The 16,097-nt window shown below is 50.5% G+C and carries 12 protein-coding genes; 7 read left to right on the forward strand and 5 right to left on the reverse strand.

What is annotated here, in order from left to right:
- Both fucK and fucI read right to left on the reverse strand, forming a co-directional pair.
- A complete protein-coding gene (fucK, locus tag OGY01_RS16035; RefSeq protein ID WP_045446941.1) occupies positions 1 to 1,419 on the reverse strand; it encodes an L-fuculokinase in 1,419 nt (472 codons plus the stop codon).
- Between the two features lie 118 nt (positions 1,420 to 1,537).
- A complete protein-coding gene (fucI, locus tag OGY01_RS16040; protein ID WP_286493350.1) occupies positions 1,538 to 3,313 on the reverse strand; it encodes an L-fucose isomerase in 1,776 nt (591 codons plus the stop codon).
- 464 nt (positions 3,314 to 3,777) lie between these two features.
- On the opposite strand from fucI, the gene OGY01_RS16045 reads away from it, so the two are divergent.
- The 7 genes from OGY01_RS16045 to fucO all read left to right on the forward strand — a co-directional run bounded on the left by OGY01_RS16045 (position 3,778) and on the right by fucO (position 12,041).
- Positions 3,778 to 5,277 carry a sugar ABC transporter ATP-binding protein gene (locus OGY01_RS16045; RefSeq protein ID WP_200009919.1) on the forward strand — a complete coding sequence of 500 codons (1,500 nt, stop codon included), beginning with the start codon at positions 3,778 to 3,780 and terminating at the stop codon, positions 5,275 to 5,277.
- A 3-nt stretch (positions 5,278 to 5,280) separates the two neighbouring features.
- Positions 5,281 to 6,264 carry an ABC transporter permease gene (locus OGY01_RS16050; RefSeq protein WP_045446933.1) on the forward strand — a complete coding sequence of 328 codons (984 nt, stop codon included), beginning with the start codon at positions 5,281 to 5,283 and terminating at the stop codon, positions 6,262 to 6,264.
- Between the two features lie 73 nt (positions 6,265 to 6,337).
- Positions 6,338 to 7,288 carry an ABC transporter substrate-binding protein gene (locus OGY01_RS16055; RefSeq protein ID WP_045446930.1) on the forward strand — a complete coding sequence of 317 codons (951 nt, stop codon included), beginning with the start codon at positions 6,338 to 6,340 and terminating at the stop codon, positions 7,286 to 7,288.
- Positions 7,289 to 7,341: 53 nt separating this feature from the next.
- A complete protein-coding gene (locus tag OGY01_RS16060) occupies positions 7,342 to 8,922 on the forward strand; it encodes an FGGY-family carbohydrate kinase (RefSeq protein WP_048220647.1) in 1,581 nt (526 codons plus the stop codon).
- A 65-nt stretch (positions 8,923 to 8,987) separates the two neighbouring features.
- Positions 8,988 to 9,986 (forward strand): LacI family DNA-binding transcriptional regulator, encoded by a 999-nt coding sequence (locus OGY01_RS16065; protein WP_045446924.1) that lies wholly within the window; start codon positions 8,988 to 8,990, stop codon positions 9,984 to 9,986.
- A gap of 232 nt (positions 9,987 to 10,218) precedes the next feature.
- Positions 10,219 to 10,866, forward strand: a complete 648-nt coding sequence (fucA, locus tag OGY01_RS16070) for an L-fuculose-phosphate aldolase (protein WP_045446921.1) — start codon at positions 10,219 to 10,221, stop codon at positions 10,864 to 10,866.
- Positions 10,867 to 10,892: 26 nt separating this feature from the next.
- Positions 10,893 to 12,041: a lactaldehyde reductase gene (gene fucO / locus OGY01_RS16075; RefSeq protein ID WP_286493352.1), complete on the forward strand. Its 1,149-nt coding sequence runs from the start codon at positions 10,893 to 10,895 to the stop codon at positions 12,039 to 12,041.
- Positions 12,042 to 12,117: 76 nt separating this feature from the next.
- On the opposite strand, the gene xni is transcribed toward fucO, so the two are convergent.
- The 3 genes from xni to OGY01_RS16090 form a co-directional block, all read right to left on the reverse strand.
- Positions 12,118 to 12,873: a flap endonuclease Xni gene (gene xni / locus OGY01_RS16080; RefSeq protein WP_286493354.1), complete on the reverse strand. Its 756-nt coding sequence runs from the start codon at positions 12,871 to 12,873 to the stop codon at positions 12,118 to 12,120.
- Positions 12,874 to 12,990: 117 nt separating this feature from the next.
- Positions 12,991 to 14,358, reverse strand: coding sequence for an L-serine ammonia-lyase (locus OGY01_RS16085; protein ID WP_286493356.1), 1,368 nt, complete (start codon positions 14,356 to 14,358; stop codon positions 12,991 to 12,993).
- Positions 14,359 to 14,408: 50 nt separating this feature from the next.
- Positions 14,409 to 15,698, reverse strand: a complete 1,290-nt coding sequence (locus OGY01_RS16090) for an HAAAP family serine/threonine permease (RefSeq protein ID WP_045446909.1) — start codon at positions 15,696 to 15,698, stop codon at positions 14,409 to 14,411.
- Positions 15,699 to 16,097 lie beyond the last annotated feature (399 nt).

The raw sequence follows: 16,097 nt of genomic DNA on the forward strand, positions 1-16,097 counted from the left end.
TCACTCGACTCCTGTGAGTTCGGATTCGGTTTGGGGATAGAAGTAGCGATATCGGTAGCGCACCTGTGCGCGGGCCTGTTCCGGGGTAGCAAACTCACCAATACCTGACCAGCCAAACATTGCAGCTCCGGCGACGGTAGTTTCGGCGTCATCCAGTACCTTGACGGGGATCCCGAGTACGTTGGCTTTTATCTGATTCCACAGCGCGTTGCGACTTCCTCCGCCAACTAACAGCAGCTCCGTCGCCTTGAAGTGGCTGATAGTTTCCAGCGTGTGTAGATTTTGCTGGAGCTGTACCGTTAATCCCTCCAGTGCTGCACGGTAAAAATGTCCGCGAGTGCTGTTCAATGTGACACCCTGCCAGCCTGCGTTAGCGTTGGTGAGCAAATCGCACTGCATCTTTACGCCTTCAGCACCTGTTGGAATAGCTTGCGCCTCACTTATCAGCGTTTGCCAGGGCGTTTCTGCCGTCCACAGCAGTTTACGCACCCACTCGAGCACGCCGGAAGCCAACCATTGCATACCGGGGTTGTACAGTCCGTTCTGACTGTCCAGCTCGCAGGTGGAACCTGAATAATGGCTGAGCAGGGGAGTATTCACTTGTGCGCTGCGCACCATCAGAATTTCCCATGTGCCGGAAGAGAGCACCGGTTCATCCGGCTGCGCGCCTGCGCCAAACAGCGCAAACTGCGTGTCGTGCCCGGCGGAAATAACCGGAATACCTGGCGGAAGCCCAAGCTGCTTTGCGGCTTCGTTTTGCAGCGTTCCGATCTGTTCCCCTGCCTCGACTAAGCGTGGGAAAAGCCGGCGGGGTATACCAGTTGCCTGCAGAATGTCATGGCTGAAATCTCGCTGATGGATCTCCAACATCTGGCTGGTTCCCGCCATCGTGATATCTGTGGTGAATTCGCCGGTTAAGCGGTGGTTGATAAGCGATGAAATAAAAAGCCAGGCGTGCGCCTGCTCCAGCAATCGTGGGTGGTTCTCTTTGAGCCACACCAGTTTGTACAGCGTGTTGAAGCTGAAAGCGCCGACACCGGAGATGTCCTGCAACTGCTGTGGTGATATCAGGCGATCGATACTGGCCATGACGGCGGCGGTACGCGGACATTTCCAGCTGATCACCGGATAAAGCAGCTCACCATGCTCATCAACCAGCGCGCCGTCAACACCAAATGTAGTGACCGTAATCCCGCGGATCTGGCAGGAGGCGAGTTCAGTTGCGAGTCGCTGGCAGCAGTCGGCAAAGCGCTGCAGAATGGCATCAAGGGACCACTGATGCCAGACACTGTTTTCAGCGGCAATATCACTGGCATTGGGGGTGGAGGCGCGGGCGATAATTTGTCCCTGACGGTCAACGGCTATGGCTCGCACGTTCGTCGCACCACAGTCGAGGACCAAAATAACGTCTTGTTTCATAATCGCTCCTGGCATACCCGTCATACCTCAAACTGCAGGACAAAAATGCTAATGTGTTTTTGTCCTGCGCTTGAATGACTTAGGGTATGAGAACCCTGTCGTTATGGAGATGGAACTCTTAACGCTTATACAGCGGCCCGTAGTTTTGGCAGGCACGATAGTCCTGGCCTTCGCTATCCATACCGTGGGCTGCCCAGGCTGAAGGACGGTAAATTTTCTCTTCTTCCACGTTGTGCATACAAACCGGGATACGCAGCATGGCGGCAAGCGTAATAAAGTCTGCGCCAACATGGCCAATCGTCAGTACGCCATGGTTAGCGCCCCAGTTAGCCATCACTGAATAGACATCGGTGAATGGTCCTTTTCCGGTTAAGCGCGGTGCAAACCAGGTTGTCGGCCATGTGGAGTTGGTGCGCTCATCAAGCTGCGCGTGCACATCCTTCGGCAACTCCACGCTCCAGCCTTCAGCGATTTGCAGTACCGGACCCAGACCTTTGATGATATTGATGCGAGTCATGGTGAACGGCACGCCGCCTTCGGTCAGGAAGCGCGAAGAGTAGCCGCCGCCACGGAAGTATTCGTGGATTGCCGGACACCATTCGGTAGCCGCCAGACAATCATCTGCTTCTTGCTGCGAGATCTCCCAGTGCGGTTTCATGGTTGGCTTGCCTTCGCTGTCGCGCTGTTTGCAGGAGCCGTCCAGTGCCGCAGATCCAGAGTTAATCAGATGGATGATGCCGTGTTCAGCAAGACCGGTCAGCGGTTTACCAGTTACGCGCTCTACCGCCTCGGGTGACCAGTAGGTGCGCACATCGGCAAAGACTTGCGCCGTTCCGGTGAGTTGGTGACCAAATAGCATCGCCACACCGTTCAGACTGTCGTTTTCGGTGGCGACAACATACGGCTGGCGTAAACCATTCCAGTCGAATGAGCTGTTCAGCAACGCTTCGGCGGTGTCGCCGTTTGGATATTGATCCGTCCAGTGGCGCTGCCCCTGGAAACCAGCAGCAATAGCGTTGTAGCCCAGAGATTCTTCTACAAGGCCTTTTTCTGCCAGTTTCTTATTCCCTTGCATCATGTCACGGATGCACATTGCCATCAGCAGACTCTCTTTCAGTACCGCACGGCTTTGTTCCTCGTTACGCTTGTATTGCTGCGCATTCTGATCTTCGCCGTAGCGGAAGTTTTTGTCCGCCCACGTCAGTGCGATTTCCAGTTCAGCTTCGTCATAGATTTTTTTGTCAATGCGACGACGTAATTCGGTCATATCAACAGGCTGAACCTTCATTCCCAGCCAGGATTCGAAGAAGTTATGATCGACGATAGATCCTGCAATCCCCATCGAAACACCCCCTACGGACAGATAACTTTTGCCCTTCATGCTGGCAACGGCTAAGCCCGCCCGCGTGAAACGCAGCAGTTTTTCTTCTACATCGATGGGGATAGTGGTGTCACCAGCATCCTGCACATCATGGCCGTAAATAGAGAAGGCGGGGAGACCTTTTTGGTTATGCGCAGCCAGAGCTGCCGCCAGGTAAACGGCGCCAGGACGTTCTGTTCCGTTGAAGCCCCAAATGGCTTTCGGACGCATAGGATCCATGTCGATAGTTTCGCTACCGTAGCACCAGCATGGGGTAACGGTAATCGTCACACCAACGTTCAGACCGCTGAATTTTTCTTCACAGGCGGCGGATTCAGCCATCCCGGCAATGCAGGTGTCTGCGATCACACATTCAATCTGTGCGCCACTGGCGTGACGAAGTTTCTCTGTGATAAGCGCGGCAGTGGCTTTCGCCATGTTCATGGTTTGTTCTTCGAGCGATTCACGTACACCCATGCGACGCCCATCAATCACCGGGCGAATACCGATTTTCGGTAAACTGATTTTGTTCATTCGAGGTTCCTCATCTCACTTTATGCCGTGCAGCTGAAGTGGATATTGGATACCACTGCCGCAGTTGGCTGAATTTTTCATTTTTGCTAACTCGAGTTAGCTTAGGTATTAGAGAGTTTTTTGCACAACTTTTTTGTTGTGGAACTGTGAGAAGCTTCACGAGAAGTGGTTAAAATTCGATCTGCGTCAAATAAACAAAATCACTGATTTAAGATAATTTTATTTGTAATCAGAGATATAGAATAAATTGTCTGCCCGGCATCACAATTTTAAACCAAATGATTTGGTTATTTTTGGCAGCTAAAATAGCTTTAAAAGGCAAATCGCTAACTCGAGTTAGCATTTTTGATAAAACGTATATGATCTTTAGGAAGTATTCGCATCAACGGTGACGATGGCTCCCTGACAACGCTGTTTTCGCCTGATTCACTGACTGCAGTTTCTGTATATTGAGGAAAGCAGCAATGTCCGAAACATTTTTACAGATGAGTCATATTACGAAACGTTTTCCCGGAGTATTAGCGTTGAGTAATGTGGATTTTGCTTTACGCAAAGGTGAGGTTCATGCGCTGCTGGGGGAAAATGGCGCGGGAAAGTCTACCCTGATGAAAATTTTATCCGGTGTTTATCAACCTGATGAGGGAGATATTGTTTTCGAGGACCAACCCGTTGCATTCGCGAACCCATTGAGCGCCCAGAAAGCCGGGATCACGATTATTCACCAGGAATTTAATCTTTTTCCTGAACTCACGGTTGAAGAGAATATATTTATTGGCAGGGAGTTTTGCAAAAATAACCGTTGGCGCCTTGATGAAAAACAACAGCGCCAGGCTGCTATCGATATTTTGCAAAAATTAAACCTGAATATCTCGCCAGAGACTCTGGTTGCCGACCTCACTGTCGCGCAACAACAAATGGTTGAGATTGCGAAAGCGATATCGGTGAATGCCAAAGTTCTAATTATGGATGAACCGACCGCTGCACTAACCGAAACGGAGATCGACAGTTTATTTCAGGTTACCCGTTTACTTAAAGAACAGGGTACTGGCATCGTTTATATCTCTCACCGGCTTGAGGAACTGGCGCTGATTGCCGATCGTGCCACCGTCATGCGGGATGGTCAGTTTATCGCCACCGTTGATTATGATGCGGTAAAAATCAGCGATCTGATCGCGATGATGGTTGGCCGTGATCTCGGCAATATCTATCCTCGTCGCGAACCACAATCCCAGCGCAAACCGGTGCTGGAGGTGAGCGGTCTGACGCGAAAAGGTGTACTGAACGACATCAACTTTACCCTTCACCAGGGGGAGATTTTAGGCTTTGCCGGTCTGATGGGTGCAGGTCGTACTGAACTGGCGCGTGCGATTTTCGGCGCTGACCCAATAGATAGTGGAACGATTAAGCTGCGCGGCAAAGAGACGGTGGTAAAAGATATCCCTGACGCCATCAGGCAAGGTATCAGCTATTTAACCGAGGACAGAAAAAAAGAAGGACTGGCATTAGGCTTGTCTGTTGAGCGTAATATTATGCTCGGCAATTACCCGGAGTATTCCGATCGCTATGGCAATGTTGATAGTAAACGCTGTCAGAAAATAAGTCAGGAACAGGTAAAAACTCTGCGAATTAAAACGCCGCATCTTGAGCAGGCTGCGTTGAATTTAAGTGGCGGTAATCAGCAGAAAATTATTATTGCCAGATGGGTATGTAAGGATACTGATATTCTCATCTTTGATGAGCCCACGCGTGGTATTGATGTAGGGGCTAAACTCGAAATTTATGAATTAATGAATCGTCTGGTGGCAAAAGGAAAATCAATTATCATGATTTCTTCTGAATTACCGGAAGTGCTGGGTATGTGCGATCGCATTTTAGTTATGCGCAATGGCCGTATTACCGGTGAGTTAGCTTCTGATGACGCCACACAAGAAAAAATCATGCAATACGCGACGTTAGAGGACTAATTTATGACTATCTCTGTAACCTCTTCAGACAGCAATAATAAGAAAATAAAAATTAACAAAGAACTTTTAATGCGCCTTGCGCCGCTTTTTAGCCTGATTATTCTGGTGATATTTTTTAGCTTTGGCTCACCTTTTTTCTTTAATACTGAAAACATTATGACAATTGCCCTGCAAACCTCGGTGATTGGCATCATGGCAATTGGCGTTACCTTCGTCATTATCACCTCAGGGATCGATCTTTCTCTCGGGTCTGTCGTCGCCTTTTCCGGGGTAGCGGTAGGGATATGCGCAACGCTGGGCCTGCCGTTGCCAGTGTGTATCCTGGCAGGTGTTCTGGCCGGAGGATTATGCGGTTATATCAACGGGATACTGGTAACCAAAATGACGATACCGCCATTTATCGCCACGCTGGGACTGATGATGTCTGTCAGGGGTATCAACATGGTGATGACTGACGGTCGCGCGATTTACTTTGCTGATTACCCTACGTTCAAAATGCTGGCGCAGGGACGCCTGTTCGATGTGCTGCCTTATCCTGTTTTTTACCTTGTTGTTGTCGCACTGATTGCCGCTTATATCCTGAAGAAAACGGTCATTGGTCGTTATGTTTACGCTGTGGGCAGTAACGAAGTTGCAGCACATCTTTCCGGGATCAAAGTCCAGCGCGTCAAAATTTTCGTCTACGCCTTTTGCGGTCTGCTGACCGGGATTGCCGGGGTCATTCTGGCTTCTCGTCTGAACTCAGGACAACCTACGGTCGGTGTGGGTTATGAGCTGGAAGCGATAGCTGCGGTTGTGATTGGCGGTACGAGCCTGATGGGCGGGATTGGGACTATCGGTGGCACTATCATCGGCGCATTCATTATGAGTGTACTGAAAAATGGTCTGAACCTGATGGGTGTCTCTCAGTTCTGGCAAATGGTAGCAATGGGTGTCGTGGTTATCGCTGCGGTTTACCTCGATACATTACGCAAGAAAATTCGTTGATTAACGCTCCCGGTAGTCACGGGGCATCATAACCCTGACGTTTAGGGTGACTCACTCAGAACGGAGTACAACAATGAAAACCAGGCATTTTGTCTATGCGTTATCTCTGCTGGCCTGCATGACCTCCAGCGCATTGGCTAAAGATATGAATCTTCCGGTGGTCAGTAAAGGTTTCCAGCATGAATTCTGGCAAACCGTGAAAATGGGTACAGAAGCGGCAGCGAAAGAGCTGGGTGATAAAACCAGCTATGTCGGACCGGCGGATGAAACCCAAATTGCTGAGCAGATTCAGTTAGTTGAAAATGCAATGGCGCAAAAACCTAATGGACTGTTGCTGGCGGCGTTAGATGCCAATGCACTCGCACCGCTGGTGGAAACGGCCAACTCACGTGGCATTAAGGTCGTGACGTTTGACTCTGGCGTGAATTCCGATATTCCTGCCAGCTTTGTGGCAACCAATAACCGTAAAGCGGGGGCAGAAGCGGCAGATGCGCTTGCTGCTGAGGTGGGTAACAAAGGAAAAGTCGGCATTATTGCGCATGTGGCAGGCACCTCTTCAGCGATTGAACGCTCGGAAGGATTTATTGCCCGCATGAAGGAAAAGTATCCGGATATCCAGGTTCTCCCTGTCCAGTACAGCGATGGCGATCCGCAAAAAGCGATGGATAAGACCATCGATATGATTCAGGCGAACCCTGACATCGCAGGGATCTATGGCACCAATGAAGGTTCAACTTTGGGGGTTGCTAACGCTATTGATAGTCAAAACCTGAAGGGCAAAGTGAAGGTGATTGGCTTTGACAGTACCGAGGCGATTATTGCCTTCCTGAAGTCCGGAGTTATCCAGGGCTTTGTGGTACAGGATGCCTATCAGATTGGCTATCAGGGTATCAAAACGCTGAATGCCGCAGTGTCGGGTCAGTCCGTACCAAAAGAGATCGATATTCCCGTGAAATTTGTTAACGCGAAGAACATTAACACGCCGGAAATCGAGAAGTTATTGCACCCATTCGGTAAGAAATAAGCCCGTTGGGGCGAAACTCTCGCCCCATTTTTAGCCAGCGTCAGGGAGTTACTATGAGCAGTGGATATTTCCTCGGTGTGGATGTCGGTTCCGCAAGTGTCAGGGCCGGTGTATTTGATGCCAGCGGCAAGCGCCTGGCCTTTGCGACTTTCCCTATCTCGCAGTTTCGACCAGGCCCGGAGCGAGTGGAGCAATCTTCTGCTGAAATCTGGCTGCAGGTTTGCAGTGCGGTGAAAGGGGCTGTGTCGTCAGCCGGCGTTCCTGCAGAGGAGATCCGTTCACTGGGTTTTGATGCCACCTGTTCTCTGGTCGCGCTGGATAAGCAAGGGCAGGGGCTGGCGGTTTCACCTGGGGAATCGCCGGACCATAACATCATCATGTGGATGGATCACCGTGCAGCGCAAGAGACCCAGTGTATCAATGCGACAAAGGATCCGGCTCTGCGCTACGTAGGTGGTGAAGTTAGTGTAGAAATGGAGCTTCCTAAAGCACTCTGGCTGAAGAATCATTTTCCCGCTACCTGGCAGAGTGCGCATCGCCTCTACGATCTGGCGGATTTTCTGGTCTGGAAAGCCACCGATAATGATGTGGCGGGACTGTGTACCCTGACCTGCAAATGGAACTATCTGGCACATGAGCAACGCTTTAGCCATTCCCTGCTCGACGCTGTTGAATTAACCGATCTACTGGGCAAAATTCCGTCTCGGATCCTGCCGCCGGGAGCTGCTGTTGGTACGCTTAGCCCAGAAGCTGCACAGGCGTTGGGGCTGACGACAGCAGTAGTGGTCGCTAGTGGAATGATTGATGCCCATGCTGGCGGAGTTGCACTTGCTGGTGCTCAGCCTGCGGGAACGCTGGCGCTGATTAGCGGAACGTCAAATTGCCATATGTTATGCAGCGCACAGGAAATTCATACGCCGGGTGTATGGGGGCCGTATTGGTCCGCCATGTTGCCAGGCTACTGGCTGACGGAAGGTGGGCAGAGTGCTGCCGGTGCGTTAGTTGACTGGACACTTCAGGAGTCAGGAGCCAGCGCCGAGCTGTTTCGTAAAGCCGAAGCGCGGGGTTGTCACCCGATCGTTTTAGTGAATGAATGGGTTGCTGCGCTGGAAGAAAATGAATCGGAGCCGGGGCGCTATCTGCATGTATTGGCCGATCACCACGGAAACCGTTCACCGCGAGCAAGACCCGATGCCAGGGGCAGCGTCTGCGGTTTGACTCTTGAGCGAGGAGAGGGGCAGCTTGCCCGCTTGTATCTGGCGACATTACAGGCGATCGCCTGCGGTACGCGGCATATTATGGAAGTGATGCGCGAAAACGGCCATACCATTTCTCGACTGACGCTGTGTGGCGGCGCTACGCATAATCCTTTGTGGCTGCGAGAGTATGCCGATGCTACCGGATGCGATATCCATCTGATGCAGGAAGAAGATGCCGTGACATTAGGCGCGGCGATTACCGGCGCGGTCGCAAGCGGCGCGTGGTCGAATTTTCCAGCAGCGTGCCAGGCGATGGTTACGCCAGGTGAAGTGATTAAGGCAAATCCACAGCGGCAGGACTTTTATACCCGCAAATATCAGGCTTATCTTACAATGTGGGATCAACAGCAGACGCTTAACCAACTGATGCAGTAAGACAAAAGTTTAAAATACTTTTATGATTGTGAATGGACGTTTTGGATGTGGACTGGGGCATATAGATGGCTAAAACAGTAGAACAGATAGCCAGCGATCTGAATTTATCGGTTACGACCGTGCGACTGGTGTTGAATGGGAAAGCTGAGCAATATCGGATCAGCGTCAAAACCCAGACTCGCATTAATGAATACGTTGAGCGATATGGTTACGTGATAAACCATTCGGCCCGTAGCCTGAAACTCAATAAAACGGATACGCTGGGTCTGATTGTGCCCAATATTTCCAACGTCTTTTTTGCCACGCTCGCAGAAAAACTCGAGCAACGCTGTCGTCGCTCTGGATATCAGCTAACGATTAGCTGTACCTACGATGATGTGGATTACGAAAACAAATTAACCAAAGCGTTAATTGCACGCAATGTTGATGGTCTCTTTATTGTTCCTTCGACATTAGAAAATCAGCAACACCATTTACGCCAGGTCAGAAAGCCAATGGTGTTACTTGACCGTGATTTTAAGTACACCGATAACGCGCTGGTTGAAAGTCATAATATTTTGGGTGGTGAAAAGCTGACGCAAAGTTTGTTTGACGCGGGGAAATCGCCAATCTGGTTTTTAGTGGGGGATACCGGTTTACCCAGTATCGGCGATCGTTTGAAAGGTTACCTAAATGCGTTGAGTAAAAATGGTATTTCTCATCAGGATTGGGTGCGTGAAGGCCCGGACAATACCCCGGATGGTGGCTATCGACTCATGGACAAACTGATCAACGAGCAGGGCTGCCCTCAGGCGTTTATCGCCTCGTCGTTACCCGTGCTGGAAGGTGCAGTTATCGCGATTCGCAACCGTTTTGGTGTTATTCCACCTGATATCAATATTGGGACATTCGATGAACATCCGATGTTGGGATTCCTGGCCAATAATGTCTGGTCAATGCAGCAGGACGAAAATGTCTGGGCAGAAAAAGCATTCGATATGATGATGAGTGCAATTGACGATCAGCCAATTAAAGAAACGGTAAAAGTTGAGATGAAACTTATTAAGCGTGTCAGACAGAAATAACACGTAGCTCTACACGTCATCCTTCAAGCTGCCTCCGCGTTGGCTGCGTTCGCTCACTTGCCGTCTTGACGCAATTTGAATGATTTTGTGTATGTACCAAAAATAATTCAGCCTACTGAATCTGAATAATAATATTCAGTGGTTGCTCATATCTGAAACCTGACCGCGTCTTATTCTGCGGGTGCATTATTTCGCAATAAAGACGAGGGGAAACTGTACCCGGAGATTCATTATGGAAAGAATGCGTTTATCTCGAGAAATTATTGAAACCTGCCTTGAAATGACCAGCCTTGGACTGAATCAGGGAACGGCGGGAAATGTGAGTGCACGTTATGAGAACGGAATGTTGATCACGCCCAGCGGTATTCCTTATGAAAGACTCACAGAAAATATGATCGTGTATGTCGATAACGACGGTAATTATGATAAAGGACAATTACCTTCCAGCGAATGGCGTTTTCATCTGGCTGCCTACCAGACACGGCCAGATGCTAATGCGGTCGTGCATAATCATGCGATTCATTGCACTGCGGTGTCGATTCTGAACCGTCCAATCCCTGCCATTCACTACATGATTGCGGCTGCCGGAGGTAACTCCATTCCATGTGCGCCGTATGCGACATTTGGTACTCGCGAACTGTCAGAGCATGTGGTTGTTGCCCTGCAAAACCGTAAAGCCACACTGTTGCAGCATCATGGGCTGATTGCCTGCGAGGCGAATCTGGAAAAAGCCTTGTGGCTGGCACAAGAAGTGGAAGTTCTGGCCCGTCTTTATCTGAGCACGCTGGCGATTGTCGATCCCGTTCCGGTACTGGATGATGAAGAAATCGCTATTGTGCTGGAGAAATTCAAATCCTATGGATTACGTATTGAAGAGTAATTTCGCATAGCGAAAGGAGAAAAACGATGGCGAACAGAATGATTCTGAACGAAACGGCATGGTTTGGCCGGGGAGCTGTTGGGGCGTTAACCGATGAGGTCATCCGCCGTGGTTACCATAAAGCGCTGATTGTGACAGATGCTAATCTGGTGCAGTGTGGTGTTGTCGATAAGGTAACATCGCGGATGGACGCAGCTGGTCTGGAATGGGACATTTTTTCCGGCGTAATGCCCAATCCAACCATTGCGGTGGTACAAGAAGGGCTGAGTGTCTTCCAGAAAAGTGGTGCAGACTATCTGATAGCCATTGGTGGCGGTTCGCCGCAGGATACCTGTAAGGCTATTGGCATTATCCATAATAACCCTGAGTTTGCCGATGTACGCAGTCTGGAAGGGTTATCGCCAACGCGCTTCCCGAGCGTACCGGTTATGGCAATCCCCACTACGGCGGGGACGGCAGCAGAAGTGACCATTAACTACGTGATCACGGATGAGGAGAACAGGCGTAAGTTTGTTTGTGTCGATCCGCATGATATCCCGCAGGTGGCGTTTATTGATGCGGATATGATGGATGGCATGCCTGCCGCATTAAAGGCTGCGACCGGCGTTGATGCGCTGACCCACGCCATTGAAGGCTACATCACGCGTGCAGCATGGGCGTTAACGGATGCGCTGCACATTAAAGCTATTGAGATTATTGCCAGTGCGTTACGCGGTTCAGTTTCCGGAGACCTTCAGGCGGGTGAAGCGATGGCGCTGGGCCAGTACGTTGCGGGAATGGGGTTCTCAAACGTCGGTCTGGGGCTGGTGCATGGTATGGCGCACCCGTTGGGGGCGTTTTATAACACACCGCACGGCGTCGCCAATGCTATTTTGTTGCCGCATGTAATGCAGTACAACGCTGAATTTACTGGAGAGAAATTCCGTGATATCGCCCGTGCGATGGGTGTGAAGGTGGAAAATCTGACTCTGGAAGAGGCACGCAAAGCCGCCGTTGATGCGGTGTTTGCGCTTAACCGTGACGTGGGGATCCCGCTGCACTTACGTGACGTTGGCGTGCGTAAAGACGATATACCGGCGCTGGCGCAGGCGGCATTCGATGATGTTTGTACCGGTGGAAATCCGCGTGAAGCGAGCCTTGCCGATATTGTCGAGTTGTACCATATGGCCTGGTAGTTCTTATGTACGTATCCGGCTTACAGTTTGTTGGTTCTGTAAGCCGGATGAGCGCAGCCACACGGCAATTCATTTATCATCGTATCAGCCGAAGTTGCTGCAAATTCCCGTCGATATGTAAGTTCGTTTGCAACCGGGCGATATCGCGGCAAAGAAATGCCATCTCTTTGTGCGCCTCCAGTTTCTTACGCCATTTTTCAGGCACATTATCGAGATGGGCGTAAATCCCTTCCAGATGTTGAAACTGAACTAACAACTGGGTTGCGCTTTTAGGACCAATGCCTGCGACGCCAGGTACTTTTGAACTGCTTATCCCCGCCAGTCCCCAATAATCCGGTAACTGCTGAGGCAGTACGCCAAACTCTTTCTCAATGAACGGTGCATCCAGCCAGCGCTTTTGAAAATAATCGCGTATACGCAGCGTCGGGGAGAGCAACTGACAGTAGCCTTTATCGGTCGAGACAATGGTAGCCTGATGCCCAGCCTGGGTGACTTTTACTGCCAGGGTTGCGGCCAAATCGTCAGCCTCATTACCACTTGAGACCCAACAGCAGACCCCACGCTGCTCAAAAGCGGTACGTAAGGCGGGCATTTCATTATGTAATTCGTCGGGCATCGGTGGACGGCCCGCTTTGTAGTCGGGCAGTCGTTGGTGACGCCAGCCGCTGTTACGTGCTTCATCATCAAATACTGCAACAGCATGCGTGGGCTGGCTGTGCACAATTAATTGATCGAGCGCGTGCTGGCATGTCTCCACACAGGGTGAACCCTGAACCGCATGAATTCGGCGGATGAGATTCAATGCATCAACGATAAGCAGATGGACGGCCACAATGTTCTCCCTTAAAAATCAGGGTGTAGGGTAACATTCACGGCGAAGCGAGGCTAATATCAGAAACCAACATTTTGCCGGATGGCGGTTAACGCCAGTCCGGCAATCTGAAGAGAATTAATCGCAGGTAACAATCTTCATTGCCAGGCCGCCGCGAGAAGTTTCGCGGTACTTGGCGTTCATGTCTTTACCCGTTTCGTACATGGTCTCGATAACTTTATCGAGGCACACGCGCGGCTCGCTGGTGCGGCGCAGCGCCATACGTGCAGCATTAACCGCTTTCACGGAGGCAATGGCATTACGTTCAATGCACGGTACCTGAACCTGACCGGCAACCGGATCGCAGGTTAAACCGAGGTTGTGTTCCATACCGATTTCCGCGGCGATACATACCTGCGTTGGGCTACCGCCCAGCAGTTCAGCCAGACCCGCCGCCGCCATTGAACATGCTACACCGACTTCACCCTGACAACCGACTTCAGCACCTGAGATAGAGGCGTTCATCTTGTATAGTGAACCAATGGCGCTTGCGACCAGCATATAGCGTGCCAGTGAGTTAGCGTTCACTTCGCGGATGAACTTGTCGTAATACGCCAGCACAGCCGGAACAATCCCGCACGCACCGTTAGTCGGTGCAGTGACCACGCGTCCACCGGCAGCATTTTCTTCATTAACCGCCAGCGCGAACATGTTGATCCAGTCAACAACCGCCATCGGATCGGTGGTGGTTTTATCGCTGCTAACCAGCATACGACGCAGCGCTGCCGCTCGACGTGGAACGCGCAGTTTGCCCGGCAACACGCCTTCTGTGGTGATGCCACGTTCAATTCCGCTACGCATGACTTCCCAGACATTGGCAAAGTGCTGTTCCAGCTCTTCTTTGCTGTGTAACGCCAGTTCGTTTTGCATCATCAGACCGGAAAGCGACAGACCAGTTTCCTGGCAATGTCTTTGCAGATCGGCTGCGGATTTATACGGGTAAGGCACGTTTACCGGCGAGTTATTCGGTAAACCAAAGTGTTCTTCATCAACGATAAATCCACCGCCAATGGAATAGTAGGTCTGGCTGTATATGGCCTTTTCACCCGCCAGCGCAGTAATTCGCATCCCGTTTTCGTGCAGAAACAGATTATCTGTATGGAAATTCATGCACTTATCGACCGGGAACTCAACTTCATGCTGACCGTCTGCCAGCAGCAAACGTCCATGAGTATTAACATCCTGGATGAATCCCGGGATGGAGTCGATGTCTACGGTATCCGGCAGATTACCCGCCAGGCCCATAATAATCGCGATGTCGGTGTGGTGGCCTTTCCCCGTCAGAGACAGAGAACCATAAACATCAACCACTACGCGGGTTACGTCAGTGAGTATTCCGCGCGCAATCAGGTCGTCCGTGAATTGTTTGCCTGCTTTCATTGGGCCTACAGTATGGGAACTGGAAGGGCCAATGCCGATTTTGAAGATATCGAATACGCTAATCATTAGGCGTCCATTGTGTAACGAGGTGCGCCGCCCGAGGGCGGCGCAGGGGATTAACTAAACAGCGAGTAGAAAATAGCGGAGATTGCAATCAGGCCCATAATCACAACGAAGACGTTGCTGATATGACCGCTGTACTTACGCATTGCCGGTACTTTCTGAATCGCATACATCGGCATCAGGAACAGAATCATCGCGATGATTGGGCCACCCAGGGTCTCAATCATACCGAGGATGCTCGGGTTCAGCGTTGCCACAATCCAGGTGGTTACCAGCATGAACAGCGCAGTGATTTTGTTCAGTTTGTTGATTTCGATGGATTTGCCTTTGCTACGCAGAGACTTAATTACCATACCGTTGAAACCTTCACGTGCGCCCAGGTAGTGGCCGAGGAAGGATTTGGTGATAGCAATAATCGCGATGATCGGTGCCATCCAGGCAATGATCGGCGCGTTAAAGTGGTTCGCCAGGTAAGACAGGATGGAGATGTTCTGCTCTTTCGCTGCAGCCAGATCCGCCGGGGTCAGGCTAAATACGCAGCTGAAGACGAAGAACATAACGGTCAATACCATCATGATGTGAGCGAATGCCAGGATCTTAGAACATTTCTTCTCAGCTTCATCACCGTACTCTTCACGCTTCGCTACGGCGAAGGAGGAGATGATCGGGGAGTGGTTGAAGGAGAACACCATTACCGGGATTGCCAGCCACAGGGTCAACAACAGGCCATTGCCGGTGGTTGCCGCAGAGTCAAAAGACAGAGTTTCCAGAACCGCACCGCTCCACTGAGGGATCAGGTACAGAGCCAGCAGCATCAATGCAGCAACGAACGGGAACACCAGGATGCTCATCGCTTTCACGATCATCTGCTCACCGAAGCGAACAATGGTCATCATGCCGACAATCAGGATCAGAGAAAGGATCGCGCGCGGCGGTGGGGTAATTGCTAGCTGATGGGTCAGGAAGCTTTCTACTGTGTTAGTGATAGCAACGCTGTATACCAACAGAATAGGGTAGATAGCGAAGAAGTAGAGCAGGGTAATCAGTTTACCCGCGCCAATGCCAAAGTGTTCTTCTACAACTTCGGTAATGTCTTCACCCGGATTTTTACCGGATAACACGAAGCGAGTCAGGCCACGGTGAGCAAAGAAGGTCATTGGGAAGGCGAGAATGGCCATGATAATCAGCGGGATCATACCGCCAACGCCTGCGTTAATTGGCAGGAATAATACACCCGCGCCAATCGCCGTGCCGTAAAGGCCCAACATCCACATGGTGTCTGTCTTGCGCCATGCGCTGCGGGTCTGGCCCGTAACGATAGTGCTGGTTTGCGTGTTTTCCATCTATTTCTCCTGGAGGAAGCTTAAAAAGTCAGGTTTGGGTTCAATCCAATGAAAAAAGACCCGACTGTAAAACGAAATTCGTTTAGCGATTTTTTATATAATTTTTCGCCGTAATAATTTTCGGGCGGAAAGATACATTTTAGTTATGAATGTATCAGTGATCGCGATCTCAAATGCAATAATCCACCTTTTATGTGGATAAATTTGGACCATTAATCTGTTAAAAAATAGTCAAAGCGAATTTACGGGCGCGAAGGCTACCATTAACGACATATGCCATGAAAGGTAAGGCGAGAAGATACGAGCGTTGCGCTGTAAAAACTGTCATTTTTAGTGAATTCTGGCGACTAATAATAATTTGCGGCGATAAATCACGGTCGGCTTCGAAAGGTAAACGTT

This window comes from Citrobacter sp. Cm038, from assembly GCF_030333105.1.
Classification (GTDB): Bacteria; Pseudomonadota; Gammaproteobacteria; order Enterobacterales; family Enterobacteriaceae; genus Citrobacter; species Citrobacter murliniae.